This is a genomic window from Variovorax sp. J22G73 (assembly GCF_030317035.1).
GTDB lineage: Bacteria > Pseudomonadota > Gammaproteobacteria > Burkholderiales > Burkholderiaceae_C > Variovorax.
In genome coordinates, this window is sequence record NZ_JASZYK010000017.1 from 52,420 (window position 1) to 68,674 (window position 16,255).

Annotated in this window: 19 protein-coding genes; 9 read left to right on the forward strand and 10 right to left on the reverse strand. The window is 68.6% G+C overall.

All coding sequences use genetic code 11. The features are described from left to right. Positions 1-50 precede the first annotated feature (50 nt). From QTI51_RS34960 to QTI51_RS34970, 3 genes are all read left to right on the forward strand, one after another. Positions 51-917, forward strand: a complete 867-nt coding sequence (locus QTI51_RS34960; RefSeq protein WP_286517592.1) for an SDR family oxidoreductase — start codon at positions 51-53, stop codon at positions 915-917. 47 nt (positions 918-964) lie between these two features. Further along, complete coding sequence (locus tag QTI51_RS34965; protein WP_286517593.1) at positions 965-1,648, forward strand: NAD(P)-dependent oxidoreductase; 684 nt, start codon at positions 965-967, stop codon at positions 1,646-1,648. Between the two features lie 186 nt (positions 1,649-1,834). Then, on the forward strand, positions 1,835-3,169 hold the full coding sequence (locus QTI51_RS34970; protein WP_116913906.1) for an MFS family transporter: 1,335 nt from the start codon (positions 1,835-1,837) through the stop codon (positions 3,167-3,169). Between the two features lie 20 nt (positions 3,170-3,189). Here QTI51_RS34970 and QTI51_RS34975 read toward each other — a convergent pair whose 3' ends face one another. After that, positions 3,190-3,441: a hypothetical protein gene (locus QTI51_RS34975; protein WP_286547690.1), complete on the reverse strand. Its 252-nt coding sequence runs from the start codon at positions 3,439-3,441 to the stop codon at positions 3,190-3,192. Between the two features lie 226 nt (positions 3,442-3,667). Here QTI51_RS34975 and glgX point away from each other — a divergent pair, with 226 nt between their 5' ends. From glgX to QTI51_RS34990, 3 genes are all read left to right on the forward strand, one after another. Next, positions 3,668-5,812 carry a glycogen debranching protein GlgX gene (gene glgX / locus QTI51_RS34980; RefSeq protein WP_286517595.1) on the forward strand — a complete coding sequence of 715 codons (2,145 nt, stop codon included), beginning with the start codon at positions 3,668-3,670 and terminating at the stop codon, positions 5,810-5,812. 93 nt (positions 5,813-5,905) lie between these two features. After that, the gene (locus QTI51_RS34985) at positions 5,906-6,331 is read left to right on the forward strand and encodes a ribbon-helix-helix domain-containing protein (RefSeq protein WP_116913909.1); all 426 of its coding nucleotides are present in this window, start codon (positions 5,906-5,908) and stop codon (positions 6,329-6,331) included. A 40-nt stretch (positions 6,332-6,371) separates the two neighbouring features. Beyond that, positions 6,372-7,496, forward strand: a complete 1,125-nt coding sequence (locus QTI51_RS34990) for an extracellular catalytic domain type 1 short-chain-length polyhydroxyalkanoate depolymerase (RefSeq protein ID WP_286517597.1) — start codon at positions 6,372-6,374, stop codon at positions 7,494-7,496. A 116-nt stretch (positions 7,497-7,612) separates the two neighbouring features. On the opposite strand, the gene QTI51_RS34995 is transcribed toward QTI51_RS34990, so the two are convergent. Next, a complete protein-coding gene (locus tag QTI51_RS34995) occupies positions 7,613-8,023 on the reverse strand; it encodes a hypothetical protein (protein ID WP_116913911.1) in 411 nt (136 codons plus the stop codon). 263 nt (positions 8,024-8,286) lie between these two features. Then, positions 8,287-9,300: a ferritin-like domain-containing protein gene (locus QTI51_RS35000; RefSeq protein ID WP_286517600.1), complete on the reverse strand. Its 1,014-nt coding sequence runs from the start codon at positions 9,298-9,300 to the stop codon at positions 8,287-8,289. 212 nt (positions 9,301-9,512) lie between these two features. Here QTI51_RS35000 and pdxR point away from each other — a divergent pair, with 212 nt between their 5' ends. From pdxR to QTI51_RS35015, 3 genes are all read left to right on the forward strand, one after another. Next, positions 9,513-10,913 carry a MocR-like pyridoxine biosynthesis transcription factor PdxR gene (gene pdxR, locus QTI51_RS35005; protein WP_286517601.1) on the forward strand — a complete coding sequence of 467 codons (1,401 nt, stop codon included), beginning with the start codon at positions 9,513-9,515 and terminating at the stop codon, positions 10,911-10,913. 132 nt (positions 10,914-11,045) lie between these two features. Next, a complete protein-coding gene (locus QTI51_RS35010) occupies positions 11,046-11,513 on the forward strand; it encodes a GNAT family N-acetyltransferase (RefSeq protein WP_286517603.1) in 468 nt (155 codons plus the stop codon). Beyond that, a complete protein-coding gene (locus tag QTI51_RS35015) occupies positions 11,510-12,151 on the forward strand; it encodes an FMN-dependent NADH-azoreductase (protein ID WP_286517604.1) in 642 nt (213 codons plus the stop codon). The genes QTI51_RS35010 and QTI51_RS35015 overlap by 4 nt, the downstream gene beginning before the upstream one ends. 54 nt (positions 12,152-12,205) lie before the next feature. Here QTI51_RS35015 and msrA read toward each other — a convergent pair whose 3' ends face one another. The 7 genes from msrA to QTI51_RS35050 form a co-directional block, all read right to left on the reverse strand. Beyond that, positions 12,206-12,718, reverse strand: coding sequence for a peptide-methionine (S)-S-oxide reductase MsrA (gene msrA, locus QTI51_RS35020; RefSeq protein WP_116913915.1), 513 nt, complete (start codon positions 12,716-12,718; stop codon positions 12,206-12,208). Next, positions 12,715-13,164 carry a peptide-methionine (R)-S-oxide reductase MsrB gene (msrB, locus tag QTI51_RS35025; RefSeq protein WP_116913916.1) on the reverse strand — a complete coding sequence of 150 codons (450 nt, stop codon included), beginning with the start codon at positions 13,162-13,164 and terminating at the stop codon, positions 12,715-12,717. The genes msrA and msrB overlap by 4 nt, the downstream gene beginning before the upstream one ends. A gap of 130 nt (positions 13,165-13,294) precedes the next feature. After that, a complete protein-coding gene (locus QTI51_RS35030; protein ID WP_286517607.1) occupies positions 13,295-13,759 on the reverse strand; it encodes a hypothetical protein in 465 nt (154 codons plus the stop codon). A gap of 53 nt (positions 13,760-13,812) precedes the next feature. Continuing rightward, complete coding sequence (locus QTI51_RS35035; RefSeq protein ID WP_286517609.1) at positions 13,813-14,082, reverse strand: hypothetical protein; 270 nt, start codon at positions 14,080-14,082, stop codon at positions 13,813-13,815. Positions 14,083-14,210: 128 nt separating this feature from the next. Further along, a complete protein-coding gene (locus QTI51_RS35040; protein ID WP_286517610.1) occupies positions 14,211-14,681 on the reverse strand; it encodes a hypothetical protein in 471 nt (156 codons plus the stop codon). 87 nt (positions 14,682-14,768) lie between these two features. Further along, positions 14,769-15,503, reverse strand: coding sequence for a Crp/Fnr family transcriptional regulator (locus tag QTI51_RS35045; RefSeq protein ID WP_286517612.1), 735 nt, complete (start codon positions 15,501-15,503; stop codon positions 14,769-14,771). Between the two features lie 12 nt (positions 15,504-15,515). Next, on the reverse strand, positions 15,516-16,244 hold the full coding sequence (locus QTI51_RS35050) for an adenylate/guanylate cyclase domain-containing protein (protein ID WP_286517613.1): 729 nt from the start codon (positions 16,242-16,244) through the stop codon (positions 15,516-15,518). Between the last annotated feature and the right edge of the window lie 11 nt (positions 16,245-16,255).

Below are 16,255 nucleotides of genomic sequence, written 5' to 3' on the forward strand. Positions count from 1 at the left end.
CCCCTGGAACTTTGAAGATCGAGGCTCCTTCAACGAACCGGAGCAATTCCATGACCATCCTTATCACCGGCGCCAGCGGCAACATCGGCCGCCAGGTCGTCCAGCAACTCGTCGAACGCGGTGCGGCAGTGCGCGCACTGGTGCGCGATCCATCCAAGGCCAGCTTCCCCGCGGGGGTCGAGGTCGTGCAGGGCGACCTGCTGGACGTGCAGGCGCTGCGCCGTGCCCTAGCCGGCGTGACCACCCTGTTCCTGCTCAACGGCGTGGTGCCCGACGAATTCACCCAGGCCCTGGTCACGCTGAACCTGGCGCGAGAAGCGGGAATAGAGCGTGTCGTGTACCTGTCGGTGATCCACAGCGACAAGTACCTCAACGTGCCCCACTTCGCGGGCAAGTTCGGCGTCGAGCGAATGCTCGAGCAGATGGGCTTCGGCGCCACCATCCTGCGGCCGGCCTACTTCATGCAGAACGACCTGACCATCAAGGACGTGGTGCTCGGGCACGGCGTGTACCCGATGCCCATCGGCGCCAAGGGCCTCGCGATGATCGACACGCGCGACATCGCGGAGATCGCCGCCGTCGAGCTGCTGGAGCGCGGCACCTCGAAGCCGTTGCCGCTCAAGCGCATCAACCTGGTGGGCCCCGACACGCTGACGGGTGCCGACGTCGCCGGCATCTGGTCCGCCGTGACGGGTCGCGCCGTGGCCTATGGCGGCGACGACACCGCGGGCTTCGAGAAGAACCTGCTGAACTTCATGCTGGGCTGGATGGCGTACGACATGCGCCTCATGAGCGAGCGCTTCCTGTCGGACGGAATGGTCCCGCAGGCCGGCGATGTGGAGCGGCTGGCGACGCTGCTGGGGCGGCCCCTGCGCTCGTACCGCGAGTTCGCTTCCGAGGCCTTCGCCTCGGCCTGAAGGGCGAGCGCCCGAGCCCCGAGCCACCTCAAGGAAAGGACCGCCTCATGATCTATTCGACCGCAACCCCTGCCGGTACCGGGCCGGCTCGCCGGAGCGTGCTGGTGCTCGGCGCCACCGGCGGCACGGGCCGGCTCATCGTCGCGCAGGCGCTGGCGCGCGGACACGACGTTCACGTATTGGTGCGCTCACCCGAGAAGCTGGAGAAGGCGACGGGCCTGGAGGGCGCGACGGTCACCGTCGGGGACGCTCGCGACGAGCGTGCGTTGCGCAACGCCCTGCGGGGCAGGGACGCCGTGGTCAGCGCGCTGGGCACGCCGGCCAGCCCGTTGCGGGAGGTGACGGCGCTCTCCGAGTCGACGCGCGCACTCGTCGGTGCCATGCGGGCTGAAGGCGTCAGGCGGCTGGTGTGCATCACCGGCATGGGGGCAGGCGACAGCGTCGGGCACGGCGGGTTCTTCTTCGATCGCGTGATTTTTCCGGCGCTGTTGAAGAAGGTCTACGCCGACAAGAACCGGCAGGAAGCGCTGGTCAGGCAGAGCGGGCTGGACTGGGTGCTGGTGCGGCCTTCGGTGCTCAACGACAAGGCCTCCGGGCCGGTGGTCCGCGCCTTCACGGACCTCTCGGGCTTCCACGGGGGAACCATCGCGAGGGCGGACGCCGCGAGCTTTGTGCTGGACCAGGTGAGCAGCGATGCCTGGCTGCACCGGTCGCCGCTGGTCTCCTGGTGAACACCCCCGTGGGCGAGGCGGCTGCCGGGTCTTCTAGGTATTTACCCTTGCGTACCGATACGTAGCCCCCCGCCGGCCGGCTACGGACGACAAGCGCCCCGCCGCCGAAGAGACTCGCCGGTACGGCTCCCCGCGGCCACCGAGGCCGCGCGGCAGACGCCGCCAGAGACGACAAGGACTGCTCCCATGACCACCATCGCCAACACCGGCAGCGCCGGCGCGGACACCTCCGACGCCAACGCGCCCTACACCTTCGAAGAAAAACGCAAGCGCATCTTCGCCATCTTTGCCGCATCGTCGGGCAATCTGGTCGAATGGTTCGACTTCTACGTGTACGCCTTCTGCGCGATCTATTTCGCGCCGGCATTCTTCCCCAAGTCGGACCCGACCGTGCAGCTGCTGAACACGGCCGGCGTGTTTGCGGCCGGCTTCCTGATGCGCCCGGTGGGCGGCTGGCTGTTCGGCCGGCTGGCCGACCGCAAGGGCCGCAAGACCTCGATGGTGGTCTCGGTCACGATGATGTGCGTGGGCTCGCTGATCATTGCCTGCCTGCCCACCTACGCGCAGATCGGCGCCGCCGCGCCCGCGCTGCTGCTGGCCGCGCGCCTGCTGCAGGGCCTGTCGGTCGGCGGCGAATACGGCACCACCGCCACCTACATGAGCGAAGTGGCCATGCGCGGCCAGCGCGGCTTCTTCTCGTCGTTCCAGTACGTCACGCTCATCGGCGGCCAGCTGCTGGCGGTAGTGGTCGTGGTGGTGCTGCAGCAGCTGCTGGACGACACCGAGCTCAAGAGCTGGGGCTGGCGCATTCCCTTCGTGCTGGGCGCCGTGGCGGCCGTGGTGGCGCTGATGCTGCGCCGCACGCTCACCGAAACCGCCAGCAACAAGACCCGCGCCGCCAAGGGCGCGGGCACCATGCGCGAACTGTTCACGCACCACAAGCGCGCCTTCCTGGTGGTGCTGGGCTACACGGCCGGCGGCTCGCTGATCTTCTACACCTTCACCACGTACATGCAGAAGTACCTGGTGAACTCGGCCGGCATGTCGATCAAGACGGCCAGCAACGTGATGACGGCCTGCCTGTTCATCTACATGTGCATGCAGCCGGTGTTCGGCGCCCTGTCTGACCGCATCGGCCGCCGCACCAACATGCTGCTGTTCGGCGCGCTGGGCGCGCTGATGACGGTGCCCGTGCTCAGCAGCCTGCAGAACGTGGCCAGCCCGCTGATGGCCGGCGTGCTGATCACCGTGGCGCTGGCGGTGGTGAGCTTCTACACCTCGATCAGCGGCATCGTGAAAGCCGAGATGTTCCCGCCCGAAGTCCGCGCGCTGGGCGTGGGCCTGTCGTACGCGGTGGGCAACGCGATCTTCGGGGGCAGCGCGGAGTACGTGGCGCTGGGGCTGAAGTCGATCGGCCACGAGTCGTACTTCTACTGGTACGTGACCGGCATGATGGCCGTGGCCTTCCTGGTGAGCCTGCTGCTGCCGAAGCAGGCCTCGTACCTGCACCACGACAAGTAAGAACAGACAAGCAAAAAGCTTCAGGGCGCGTTCGACCGCGCCCTGGTGAGCCGGCCTGCCACCAGCCCGGCCACCACGCTCCCCAGCAGGGAGCCGGCAAAGGGAGAGGCCGCCAGGGCCCATCCCGCGAGCGCGCCGACGCAGCCGCCCGCCAGCGCCCAAGCCCACACCGAACGCCGCCGCGCATACGCCGACGAAGGCTTCTGGGCCCACATGCCGTTGGCCACCAGCCAACCGATGGCGATCAGCCACAAGATCACTGTCGTGAACAAACGCGTACCCCCTGAGAATGAAATCCGGCACCGTGCCGCTTCGTTCAAAGGGTAACCCGGCGGCCTTTCAAAACGCGTTCATTCGAGCGCCTTTGCCCGACCTGCGCGCCGGATGGGTCCGCCGCCTACGCGCGGCTGCGCCATTGACTACCGGTGCCGCGGGCACCGGCGTGGAAACTTTGCAGCTTCCTTCTGCAACCCGCACCACCACGCCTCCCCACACACCATGGCCGACACCCCCTCCGCTGCACAGCCCCTGACCGTGCTGGAAGGCACTTCGCACCCGCTCGGGTCCACCTTCACCGGCGACGGCGTCAACTTCGCCGTGTTCTCGGCCCATGCCACGCAGGTGCAGGTCTGCATCTTCGACGAGGCCGGCACCACGCAGATCGGCTGCGTCACGCTGCCCGAGTACACCGACGAGATCTGGCACGGCTTCGTGCCGGGCCTGCAGCCCGGCGCGCGCTACGGCCTGCGCGTGCACGGCCCCTACGAGCCTGAGAAGGGCCACCGCTTCAACCACCACAAGCTGCTGCTCGACCCCTACGCCAAGGCCTACATGGGCGAGCTCAAGTGGGGGCCCGAGGTGTTCGGCTACACCGTGGGCCACGCCGACGGCGACCTGAGCTTCGACGAGCGCGACAGCGCCCCCTTCATGCCCAAGTGCGTGGTGGTCGACTCCCGCTTCGAGTGGACGCAGACCGACGCGCTGCGCGTGCCATGGAAGGAAACCGTGTTCTACGAAACCCATGTGCGCGGCTTCACCATGAAGCACCCGCAGGTGCCCGAGCAGTTCCGCGGCACCTTCGCCGGCATGGCGCGCGACGAGGTGCTCGCGCCCATCCGCGCGCTGGGCGTGACCAGCGTGGAACTGCTGCCGGTGCAGATGTTCCTCAACCAGTCGTCGCTGCTCGAAAAGGAACTCACCAACTTCTGGGGCTACGACACCATCGGCTTCTTCGCGCTCGACCCGCGCTACATGGACGGCCCGCACATCGACGAGTTCAAGCACATGGTCGACCGCTTCCATGCGCACGGGCTCGAGGTGATCCTGGACGTGGTCTACAACCACACGCCCGAGGGCAACGAGCTCGGGCCGACCATTTCCTTCAAGGGCATCGACAACGCCAGCTACTACCGCCTGATGCCCGACGGCGACGGGCCGGGGCCGCGCTACTACATCAACGACACGGGCACCGGCAACACAGTCAACCTGAGCCACCCGCGCGTGCTGCAGATGGTGATGGACAGCTTGCGCTACTGGGTGACGGAGATGCGCGTCGACGGTTTCCGCTTCGACCTGGCGACCATCCTGGCGCGCGAGCCGCACGGCTTCGACGAAGGCGGCGGCTTTCTCAAGAGCTGCCGGCAAGACCCGGTGCTCTCCAGCGTGAAGCTGGTTGCCGAGCCCTGGGACATCGGCCCCGGCGGCTACCAGGTCGGCGGTTTTCCGCCGGGCTGGGCCGAGTGGAACGACCAGTTCCGCGACACCGTGCGCGCCTACTGGAAGGGCGCGGAAGGCATGGCGGGCAAGCTGGCCCAGTGCCTCACCGCGAGCGGCGAGCGCTTCAACCAGCGTGGGCGCAGGCCATGGGCCAGCGTCAACTTCATCAGCGCGCACGACGGCTTCACGCTGGCCGACACGGTGAGCTACAACGACAAGCACAACGAGGCCAACGGCGAGGACAACCGCGACGGCCACTCCGACAACCGCTCGTGGAACTGCGGTGTCGAAGGGCCCAGCGACGACGAAGCGGTGCTCGCCCTGCGCGCGCGCCAGCAGCGCAACCTGCTGGCCACGCTGCTGCTCTCGCAGGGCACGCCCATGCTGCTGGCCGGCGACGAGTTCGGCCGCACGCAGCAGGGCAACAACAACGCGTACTGCCAGGACAACGAGATCTCGTGGGTCGACTGGGGCACCGCGGGCAACGACGCCGGACGCGCGCTGGCCGCGTTCTCTGCGCGGCTGCTGGCCTTACGCCGCGACCTGCCGGTGCTGCGGCGCAACCGCTTCCTCGCCGGCGCCTTCTTCGAAGACATCGGCGCCAAGGACTCGACCTGGTACACGCCCGCGGGTGAAGAAATGCAGGCGCCGCAGTGGGAAGACCCGCAAACGCGCTCCTTCGCGCTGCTGCTCGACGGCCGCGCGCCGGCCTCGGCCATTCCGGTGGCGGCGCACGACGCGAGCGTGCTGCTGGTGTTCAACGCCTGGCACGACGCGGTGCCCTTCACGCTCCCCCCGCCGCCCGCCGGCGCATGGACGTTGAAGGTGGACACGGCCGATGCGGCGCTGGGCACGGAAGACGAGGCGGTGACCAGGGACGAGTACCTGGTCACCGGGCGCTCGGTATTGGTGTTCACCAGCCAGTAAGCAGCGGGTCAGCGAAACCCGCGCCGCAAAGTCTTACAAAACCATCTCTATGCCATCCCATTACCATCCATACAGATGGTGATAGGATGGCGCATGCCTGCCAAGAACCATCCAGCGCCCGCCCTCGTCAAGACACCCGAGTCCGAGAAAATCACCATCAACATGGGCTTCGTCGACCTGGGCCATGTCGACCTGCTGGTGGCCGAGGGCTTCTACTCGAACCGCACCGACTTCATTCGCACGGCCATCCGCACGCACCTCGCCTCCCATGCCGACGTGCTGCGCCAGGCCGTGTCTCGCAAGATGCTGGTGCTGGGGCTGCAGACCTTCTCGGCCGCGGATCTCGAGGCCGTGCGCGCCGCGGGCGAGACGCTGCAGATCCGCGTGCTCGGCCTGGCCGTGATTGCGCCGGACGTGAGCGCCGCGCTGGCCACCGCCACCATCGATTCGCTCACCGTGCTCGGCGTGCTGCACGCCTCGCCGGACGTGAAGACCGCGCTGGCCGGGCGCATCCGCTGAACCGACCCAATCAATCAAATCCACCACCAGGGCCCTTCCCATGAATCCACTTTTCGCGGGGCTGATGAAAGAGGCGGCCCACCTCACGCGCACCGGCCGCCTGACCGATGCCACCGATGCGATACAGCGCGCGCTGCGCGGCAGTGCCGGGGCGCATGCCGCATCGCCGAATGCATCGGCCCCTGCATCGCCCAGCGCCAACACTGATGCCGACGCCGATGTGATCGACATCGAGGCACGCGTGATCGAAACCGATCGCAAGGCAGACGACGCGCAGCAGTCGCCCCCGCCGCGCGAGCCCGACGCCGCCACCGACAGCTGGACCCGCGCGAGCTTCACGCACCAGGGCCGCGACATCGACTACATGCTCTTCGTTCCTGCGAGCAATACGTCGCAGCCCGCGTCACCCAGGCCGCTGGTCGTGATGCTGCACGGCTGCACGCAGGACGCGGCCGACTTCGCGGCCGGCACGCGCATGAACGAACACGCGCGCGCGTGCGGCGCCATCGTGCTCTACCCCGAGCAGCCGCTGCGCGCGCATGGCCAGAAATGCTGGAACTGGTTCAAGACACCGCACCAGCAGCGCGGGCGCGGCGAGCCGGCGTTGCTGGCCGCGCTCACGCAGCACATCGTCGCGCAGCAGCATGCGGACGCATCGCGTGTCTACGTGGCGGGCCTGTCGGCAGGCGGCGCGATGGCCGATGTGCTGGGCCATTGCTATCCGGACGTGTATGCGGCGGTCGGCGTGCATTCGGGACTGCCGCACGGCGCGGCGCACGACATGATGTCTGCGCTGAATGCGATGCGGACCGGCGCGCCCGTTTCGCGTGCGGCCACCGCCACCTCCGCTGTCGTGCCGCCGACCATCGTGTTCCACGGCGATGCCGACACGACCGTGCATGCGAACAACGGGCTGGCCATCGTCGCGGGCTCTGCGCCCTGCGAGACAAGCGATGGGCAATCGACTTCAGGCCGCCGCTTCACGCGCACACGGTATGCAGCGTCAGCGGCTCGCGGCGACGCAGAGCACTGGCGGGTGCATGCCGCGGGCCATGCCTGGTCGGGCGGCAGCGCACAAGGCAGCTACACGCTGCCCGACGGCGTCGACGCGAGCAAGGAAATGCTGCGCTTCTTCCTGGCCCATCGGCTGGACGCCCCTGCTTGAACGCCTCTGCGTGAACGCCTCTGTCTGCACGCCTCTTCCTGAAAGAGCAAAGGCGAGGCGAAAGCAAGGCATAAAAAAAGGGCGCCCGCGGGCGCCCTCTTTGCTCATGAAGCGGCTCAGCCCTTCATGGCCTTGATGTCGGCCTTGGCCTTGTCGTGGTCGGCCTTGGCCTGATTCACGCAAGCGCTCTTGGCGTCGCCCGATTGGTCGTCGCACTTTTCCTTGGCCACGTTGTAGTTCATGGTGGCGGTTTCTTCGGCGACCTTCTTGGCGTGGCCGGCGGTGGGCTTGTAGTCTTGCTCCAGCTGGGCCTTGGCGACGTTTTCGGTGCCCTTGGCTTCCTTGTCGCACACGTCCTTGGCGTTGTCCTTCAGCGTGTCGCACTTGGCCTTGGCGACCTTGTAGTCGGCAGAGATTTTTTCCTTGGCGACCTTGTACTGGTCCTTGGTCATGCCGTCGGCCGCGTTGGCGGCGGTCATGGCGAAGCAGCTGGAAGCGATGGCGAGAACGAGAAGATGCTTTTTCATGGGAAGTCCCTCATGGAGTTGATTGATCTGCGGAACCACCCTTTGCGGCTCCAGTGAATGCAATGTATGAACACCGGGTTCCCCCGCGAGTAGGACGGCGCCCATGCGCCGCCTAGGCGGCAGGCACAAGCGGAGGGAGGCAAAAAGGAGACACCGAGAAGGCGCGGACGCACGCGGCGTTTCGCCCCGAAGCGCGCCCCTTCCAACGCCTGCGTCCAGGGATGCAAAGCTTCATCCGCGCTCACCTCGCACCCACGTTGCAATCAGGTGCGAGCCGCCATGCGCGCCGCGTTTCGCAGGTCGCGGATCTGGTCATGGTTGCGCTGCGCGGCTTGTGCCTGCGACTGCAACACCTGGCGCACGCCCAGTGGCAGGCGCTGCTTGAGCGCCTTGCGATAGCGCGCGACGGCTGTGTCTTCGCCGCGCTCGCATTCCTCCAGGATCGACAGCTCGCTGTTGGCGCCCACGGCGGCCTTGAGCTGCACCCAGCCGCGGTGAAGCGCGCCGGAGGCCGTGCCACCTTCAGCGGGCTTGCCACCATAGGTGACGACGATCTGCGAGAGCTGCGCTGCAGCTTCGCGGCATTGCGCGGCTCGCGTGGCGAACAGCGCTTTCAGGTTCGCGGTCTCCACTTCTTCCGCGCAGGTGCGAAAGCCGGCTTCGCCGTCGCGGGTGTTCTCGAGCACGTCGTTCAGCACGTCGACCACGTCGTCGTTCGACAGGGCATCGCCCTCGCCTTCTGCTGCCCCCAACGCGTCGGCCGATGTTGCGGGGAACGACATGTCTTCCTCACGCATGTACAGCCGGTCGGCACGCTCCCATGCAGCATGCGACGCAGGGCGGGCCTGCTCCCACGTGAGCGACGAGGCGCCGCGGCGCGCCTCCCATTCCTGCGCCAGCGAGGGTTCGACGGCCGCGAATTCGTCGTCCACGGTGGCGCGGCGGCTCCACCCGAGTTCGTAGGCTGGCGCGTAGTGGTCGTAGCTCAGGCCCGGCTCGTAATAGGGCTCGCGGGTGAACTCGTTTTGCCAGTGGCTGTGTTCGGCGGTGGGGTTGATGCGCTCGGCCACGGCCTTGCCGCCCATGCCGCCGACGACGGCGCCCACGAGCATGCCAGCCACGGCGCCGGCCGGGCCGCCGATGGCGCCGACGGCCGCACCGGCCACTGCGCCGCCTGCCGCACCCGCGCCGGTGCCCACGGGATGCATGCCCGGCTCACCGGTGAGGGGGTCGAGGTGGAGGTCGTCGCGGTCGGCGGGGGTCTTGATGGAGGTCATGGTGGTTCCTTGCAGGTGGAATGAAACGGAAATAAACAGGAATGGATGGGGGACCTGGTCGCTTGTCGCCGGTCGGCTTTGCTTGTTGTGTGCGGCTGTTGTGTGCGACGGTGCGGTTCATACTTGGCCACTTGCTGGTGGCACGAGGTCGGCGACCGGCGCGGCGCGCTGTAGTCCATACCGTCGCCCGGCGCGCCGATACCATCTCCCGCATGCCGAACCTGCAAATCCCGCTACAGCGCGATGCGCGCGAGCCGATTGCCGCGCAGATCAGCGCGGGCCTGCGCGCGGCCATGCGCGACGGGCGTCTGGCGCCGGGTGCGCGCCTGCCGTCGTGGCGCGACTTTGCGGCGCAGCTGGGGGTGGCGCGCGGCACGGTGCGCCAGGCCTATGAAAGGCTGATCGACGAGGGGCTGGTGGTGGCGCTGGGCGCGGCCGGCACGCGCGTCGTGCAACGCCCGCCCGCCGCGCCGCCGCAGCCCTCCTCGGAGTCCGCCGTGGCCGACGACTTCGCCAGCTTTGTTACGGCCGTGTCGGTGTTCCAGATGGGCGTGCCCGCGCAGGACGCGTTTCCGGCGCAGGTGTGGTCGCGCACCATGGCGCGCGCGGTGCGCGCCGCGGCCGGCGCGCCGCTGGTGTACCCCGACCCACGCGGCCTGCCCGAGCTGCGCGCGGAAATCGCCGCGCATTTGGCCATTGCGCGTGGGCTCGCCTGCCAGCCGGCGCAGGTGTTCGTGACTTCGGGCTATGCCAGCGCCTTGGCGCTGGTGGTGCACGCGCTGGGCGCGGCGGGCAGCGCGGCCTGGGTGGAAGACCCGGGCTACCCGCGCTCGCGCAGCGCGCTGGGCCTGCTGGGGGTCGATGCGGTGCCGGTGCCGGTCGACCGCGAAGGTCTCGACGTGGCGTGCGGTATCGGGCGCGCACCGCACGCCGCGCTGGCGCTGGTCACGCCCGGGCAACAGGCGCCGCTGGGCGTGGCGCTGTCGCCGCGGCGGCGCGCGGCGCTGCTCGACTGGGCCGCGCGCTCGCAGGGCTGGGTCGTCGAAGACGACTACCTCAGCGAGCTGCAGCTGCAAGGCCGCGCCGTGCCGGCACTGGGCGCGCGCCACCCCGAAGCGCGCGTGCTGCACATCGGTACCTTCAGCAAGACGTTGAGCCCCACGTTGCGGCTGGGCTTCCTGGTGGTGCCGCCGGGCGAGGTGGCGCGCTTCACGCGGGCGGCGGCGGTGCTGTCGCCCGCGGCGTCGCCGCTCACGCAGTTGGCGCTGTCGGCGTTCATGCGCGAGGGCCACTACCTGCGCCATCTGCGGCGCATGAAGCGGCTGTACCTGGCGCGACGCAACGCGCTGGTGGTCGCGCTGGACGCGGTGTCGGCCACGTACGTGGCATCGGGCCTGTCGGTGCTGCTGCGGCTGCCGCCGGGGCTGCACGACGACGTGGCGCTGGTCCAGGCGGCGCGGGCACTCGACATGTCGCCGTCACCGCTTTCGCCTTGGTACGCGCGGCCCGATGCCGCGCACGCGGGCCTGGTGCTGGGCGTGACCAACCTGCACGAAGACCACGCCCGCGCCACCTGCGAGCGGCTGACGCGATTGATCGCGCGGCACGCCTGAGGCGACTGCATTGCGCTGCGCTTCGCATCGACCCGCATGGTCCAGTGCGCAACGCAATTCTTGGGTCTACCGCCCGAGGGCCGCAATCCACAGAATTCCTTCATGCACCCAGAACCGATGAAGGACACCGACATGACCCCGACCCTCGCGATGCCTGAGGGCTTCGCCATTCGCCACGCAGACAGCGCCGCCGACCTGGATGCCTGCTGGCCCGTGATGCACCAGCTGCGCCCGCACCTGCGCGACGCGCAGGACATGGCCAAGCGCATGCAGCGCATGCGCGAGCACAGCTACCGCGTGCTGGCCGTGTGGCAAGGCGAGGAAGCGATCGCGCTCGCCGGCTACCGGCTGCAAGAAAACCTGGTGTACGGGCGCTTCCTGTACGTCGACGACCTCGTCACCCTCGAGGGCAAGCGCGGCGGCCAATGGGGCGCACGGCTGCTCGACGAGACCACGCGCATCGCCGAGGAAGCGGGCTGCGCGAAGCTGGTGCTCGACACCGGGCTGACCAACGCGCTGGCCCAGCGCTTCTATTTCCGCCAGGGGCTGCTGACCGGCTCGATGCGCTTCAGCAAGCTGCTGGGGAGCGCGGCGCGATGAGCAACATCCTTCACATCACGGCCAGCCCGCGCGGAAAGGCCTCGTTCAGCGTCAATTTCTCGGAGCGCATCGTCGAGCGACTGCGCGAGCGCACACCCGGTGCCATCGTCGTGCGGCGCGACTTCGGCACCATCGGCCTGCCGCACATCGACGAAACCTACGGCCACACGCTGGCCGGCTCGTGGCCGCAGCAGCCCGATGCGTATGAACGACCGGGCTCGCTGGCGCAGTCGGAGCGGCTCATTTGCGAGCTGGAGGCGGCCGACGCGGTGGTTATCGGCACGCCGATGCACAACTACACCGTGCCCTCGGTGTTGAAGGCCTGGATCGACCATGTGCTGCGCGCGCACCGCAGCTTCGGCTTCTCGGCCGAAGGCAAGGTGGGGCTGCTGGCCGACCGGCCGGTGTATGTGGCGGTGGCCTCGGGCGGCGGCTACACAGGCGAAGGCGCCCGGCAGCCCGACTTTCTTACCCCGTACCTGGAAGCGGTGTTCGCGACCATCGGCATTCGCGACCTGCACTTCTTCTCGCTGCAGCGCACGGTGATGGGCGACGCGGCGGTGGCGCAGGCGCTTCGCGGGGTGGAAGACTTGCTGGAACAGAAGCTGCCGTCGCCGATGACCCTGGCGACGGTTTGAAGCTAAGCAGAGGGCATGAGGGCATGAGGCCCCTGCCCCGCTGCCCTGCTGCCTTCAGCCCGCGACCTTGGCCCGCTTCGGCAGCACCCAGCCCGGGCGGATGAAGTGGCAGGTGTAGCCGTCGGGCCGGTGCTCCAGGTAGTCCTGGTGCTCAGGCTCGGCCTGCCAGAAGTCACCCGCGGCGGCCACCTCGGTCACCACCTTGCCGGGCCACAGGCCCGAGGCGTCGACGTCGGCGATGGTGTCGAGCGCCACGCGGCGCTGCTCGTCGCTCGTGTAGAAGATGGCCGAGCGGTAGCTCAGGCCCACGTCATTGCCCTGGCGGTTCTTCGTGCTCGGGTCGTGCAGCTGGAAGAAGAACTCGAGCAGTTGGCGGAAGCTGATGCGCTCGGGGTCGAAGATGATTTCGATGGCCTCGGCGTGCGTCCCGTGGTTGCGGTACGTGGCATTGGGCACATCGCCGCCCGAGTAGCCCACGCGGGTGGAAAGCACGCCGTCGTAGCGCCTGAAAAGCTGCTGCATGCCCCAGAAGCAACCGCCGGCGAGCACCGCCCGTTCTTGACTCATGAGATCTCCTTGACTTGGTCCAGATACGCTTCGTAGCCCTCTTGCGCCATGCGTTCCCGCGGAACGAAGCGCAGCGAGGCCGAGTTGATGCAATAGCGCAGCCCGCCCTGCGCCTTGGGGCCGTCGGGAAACACATGGCCCAGGTGGCTGTCACCGTGCTTGGAGCGCACCTCGGTGCGCACCATGCCTAGGCTGGCGTCGCGCAGTTCCTCAACGTTGGCATGCTCGATGGGGCGGGTGAAGCTGGGCCAGCCGCAGCCGGACTCGTATTTGTCCGACGAAGCGAACAGGGGCTCGCCGGAGACGATGTCGACGTAGATGCCCACTTCCTTGTTGTCCAGGTATTCGCCGGTGCCGGGGCGTTCGGTGCCGCTTTGCTGGGTGACGCGGAATTGCTCGGGGTTGAGCCTGGCGATGGCGTCGGGGTCTTTGCGGTAGTCGGGCATGGGGTCCTTCCGGGGTTGGGGGGATTCTTGCGAAGATTCTTGCGAGGATTCTTGCCAATTGCGCCCGACCCGGCGTTATTCAACCGCCCTATGCCCCTGCCCTCAAAGCGGAGAACCGCTTCGCCAGTGTCTAGCCCTTGCAGTCTTTCTCGGGCCGCTCCAGCTCCGCCCAACCGCTCGGCGTGATCCACATGATGACGCCGCTGCGGCCCTCTCCGGCGCCGCGCTCCGGTAGGTTCGCTTCGACCAGCGAGGCCGCGGCCAGCGCCTTGGCGTTGCGGATGTCGGTGTCGTCGTGGATGGTGACGGGGAACGACGCCTTCTCGATGCGCCGCAGGAAGTTCATCGGCTTCGCCATCAGGCCGCGCAACGCGGATTCCTGTGGCGACACAGGCGTTTCAGCCCCCGGCGCCGAAGGCAAGGCAGCTGACGAGGGGGCAGAGCGAGCGGCCAGTGCGCGGCGGCGGTGCCGCAGCGCAACGACGGTGCGGGCAACCGAACGCACCCAGGGGCCGTACCCGGCGCCAACGTTCGCGCCGGTGCTGGCGCTGGTGTCGGTGGTGCTGCGCTGTTGAACGTCGCTCTTGCTGATCATGCTGTTTCCTCGAAGCCGCCGCGGCGGGGTGTGTCGGGTGGGAATCCAGGCCTTCAATCTTGCGAGTACACGATTTCGTGGGGATGAAATGGCAGGCCCGCCGCCATCCCATTCAACTTGACCCTGACGAAGTCACCGCTCATGCCGGTGATGACGCCCGGGTGGCCGTTGATTTCGACCGCACCGCCCCGCCTTGCAGGTACGCCGAACTTGTTTCGAATCGCGCTCAGATTGTCCGGTTTTTTAACATTCATGCACACCAAGGTACTACTTTTTAACGTTCTTGGGGTAGTACTAAGGCTCAAAAGCGTGCGAAAGTTCACGCCCTGAGCACCGCCACCGCCAGCGCTGGGGGCGGTGCCTACGGGCTTTGGCGGTTCTTGGTGGTGCTTTCACGCGCTTTTCCGCGCTTTTTCACGTTTTGGGACGTTTTTGGCCCGCTTCCCGGCGCCTATTCCGCGCTCGCATCGGCCGCCGATGCATCCGCCACGCGCGGTACCCCGTCCAGCCGGGACACTTCCGCGCCGTATTCCGGCCCGCTGCGCAGGCGCGCATACAGGGCCGTGCGCTGGGCGCGCTCGGCGCTGAACGGCTCGAAGTGATCGCGCGCGCCGTACTCGGTGTCGTAGTTGCCCAGGCCGGCACGCGCGAAGAGGTTGAAATCCGCCTGCACCTGCGAGCGCGTGAGCGCCCCGACCGACACGCCTGCCGACTCCGCGCTGCCGGCCCATTGCTGCTGCGGTGCCTGCGCCACCGCGGCGGCGCGCTCCATGGCGGCGACGACGTCCGCCCGCGTGTGCTGGCTGGCGGTGGTGGCGATGGGCGGCCCCACCCACAGTTCCGCCGGAACGGTCTGGGCCGATGCGGGGTTGTTGAAGATCAGGGTGAGCGCCAGGCTGGGCGCGAGTGCGATGAATTTCATGATGCTCTCCAGTGGTTTCTGGTTCACGACCGCGGAAATCGAGGCCGCATGGGCAGTGTGCGAACGCAGCGCCTGCGTGGATGTGCGTCAGCTCACAGTGCGATGCGCACTTGCACCCGCACCGGCACCCACGCTCGCGCTGCGCTCCAGCCGCTCCACGTCGGGCGCGACCAGCGCACCCCGCTCCTTCGCCAGCACGCCCTGGCGGATCAACGCGTTCAGCGCGCGCGTCACCTGCTCGCGCCCGGTGCTGACTTGCCCGGCCAGCGCCTCGTGCGTGGGCGCGGGCTCCAGCCGCGCACCGCGGGTGCCCGGTGATTGCGACGCGCGGAAGCGGCGAAGCAGCTCAGCCTCCAGTCGCTGGCCGACCTCCATGGTGCTGAGCTCGAACACGCGCTCCGACAACGCGCGCACCGAGCGGGCCAGGTCGTGCAGCAGCCGCATGGCCACGCAGGGCTCCTCGCGCAGCAGGCGCGCGAAATCGGCGTGGCCCAAGGCGGCGATGCGGCTCGGCACCAGGGCCACCACGTCGGCCGCGCGGGGCTTGCCGTCGATGGCGGCCAGCTCGCCGAAATAGTGGCCCGCGGCCACATCGCGAAAGTTGACCTGCCGCCCGCCCGCCGAACACGCGGTCACGCGCACCCGGCCGGAAATCAGGAAGTACACGTCGCCCGGCACGGCGAGGCGGCCGATGAACGCCTGTCGCGCGTCGACGGCGTGCCAGTGCATCTGCGCGGCCACGGCGTCAAGCCGCTGCCTGGACAAGCCTTCGAACAGCGGGAAGTCGCCCAGCGCGGCGACCGATGCGGGGTGCAGGTCCATCGTGGCCTCCCGTCAGGCATGCAGGCGCGCGGGCGCATCGCCCCACCCGACGCCTGCGCAGTCGCCATGGCCGAAGCCGACGACCTCGCAGGTGGGCAAGGGTTGCGCGCAGCCACGCAGCCGCACGGGTTTCATGCCCTGCGTGAGGAACGACGCCGCGTGGCCGCGCAGCACCACGTCGCTCGCAAGGATCTGGTCGCGCCCGGCCAGCGCCGCCAGGCGCGCCGCGATGTTGGGCGTGCAGCCGATCAGGTCGTAGCGGCCGCGTTCGATGTCGCCGTCGTCCAGGTAGGTGACGCCCGCATGGATGCCGGAATGCAGCGCCAGCGGCCACCCGCCCGCGCGCGCCCGCACGGCGGCATGCAGGGCCAGCGCGCACGCCATGGCGCGGCGCGCGTCTTCTTGCGGGCCTGCGTCGCCGTGGAAAAACACCAGCACGCCGTCGCCCTGCAGGCGGGCGATGGTGCCGCCGCCGGCCGCGACCACGCGCCGCGTGACCGCGCGCAGGTGCTGCACGGCCCTGACGTAGTCGGGCGCATCCAGCGCCTCGCCGAGCGCGACAGAGCCGCAGAGGTCGGAGAACAGGATGGTGATGTAGCGCCAGCGCCGCCCCCTGCCTGCCGCGCGGCTTTCAGGGCCGGGGCGGCCCGCAACGTGCAGCGGCTGCACGCCGGCTGGGCCCTCGCGCACCCCGCCAGGCGGCGAGCCCGGGTCGAACAAGGCGCAAGAAGGGTTTTTCATGCACCGCAGCG

Excerpts from the sequence above, each read along its gene's own strand:
- QTI51_RS34960 (WP_286517592.1), top strand. The coding sequence starts at position 51 with ATGACCATCCTTATCACCGGCGCCAGCGGCAACATCGGCCGCCAGGTC.
- QTI51_RS34965 (WP_286517593.1), top strand. The coding sequence starts at position 965 with ATGATCTATTCGACCGCAACCCCTGCCGGTACCGGGCCGGCTCGCCGG.
- QTI51_RS34970 (WP_116913906.1), top strand. The coding sequence starts at position 1,835 with ATGACCACCATCGCCAACACCGGCAGCGCCGGCGCGGACACCTCCGAC.
- glgX (WP_286517595.1), top strand. The coding sequence starts at position 3,668 with ATGGCCGACACCCCCTCCGCTGCACAGCCCCTGACCGTGCTGGAAGGC.
- QTI51_RS34985 (WP_116913909.1), top strand. The coding sequence starts at position 5,906 with ATGCCTGCCAAGAACCATCCAGCGCCCGCCCTCGTCAAGACACCCGAG.
- QTI51_RS34990 (WP_286517597.1), top strand. The coding sequence starts at position 6,372 with ATGAATCCACTTTTCGCGGGGCTGATGAAAGAGGCGGCCCACCTCACG.
- QTI51_RS34995 (WP_116913911.1), bottom strand. The coding sequence starts at position 8,023 with ATGAAAAAGCATCTTCTCGTTCTCGCCATCGCTTCCAGCTGCTTCGCC.
- QTI51_RS35000 (WP_286517600.1), bottom strand. The coding sequence starts at position 9,300 with ATGACCTCCATCAAGACCCCCGCCGACCGCGACGACCTCCACCTCGAC.
- pdxR (WP_286517601.1), top strand. The coding sequence starts at position 9,513 with ATGCCGAACCTGCAAATCCCGCTACAGCGCGATGCGCGCGAGCCGATT.
- QTI51_RS35010 (WP_286517603.1), top strand. The coding sequence starts at position 11,046 with ATGACCCCGACCCTCGCGATGCCTGAGGGCTTCGCCATTCGCCACGCA.
- QTI51_RS35015 (WP_286517604.1), top strand. The coding sequence starts at position 11,510 with ATGAGCAACATCCTTCACATCACGGCCAGCCCGCGCGGAAAGGCCTCG.
- msrA (WP_116913915.1), bottom strand. The coding sequence starts at position 12,718 with ATGAGTCAAGAACGGGCGGTGCTCGCCGGCGGTTGCTTCTGGGGCATG.
- msrB (WP_116913916.1), bottom strand. The coding sequence starts at position 13,164 with ATGCCCGACTACCGCAAAGACCCCGACGCCATCGCCAGGCTCAACCCC.
- QTI51_RS35030 (WP_286517607.1), bottom strand. The coding sequence starts at position 13,759 with ATGATCAGCAAGAGCGACGTTCAACAGCGCAGCACCACCGACACCAGC.
- QTI51_RS35040 (WP_286517610.1), bottom strand. The coding sequence starts at position 14,681 with ATGAAATTCATCGCACTCGCGCCCAGCCTGGCGCTCACCCTGATCTTC.
- QTI51_RS35045 (WP_286517612.1), bottom strand. The coding sequence starts at position 15,503 with ATGGACCTGCACCCCGCATCGGTCGCCGCGCTGGGCGACTTCCCGCTG.
- QTI51_RS35050 (WP_286517613.1), bottom strand. The coding sequence starts at position 16,244 with ATGAAAAACCCTTCTTGCGCCTTGTTCGACCCGGGCTCGCCGCCTGGC.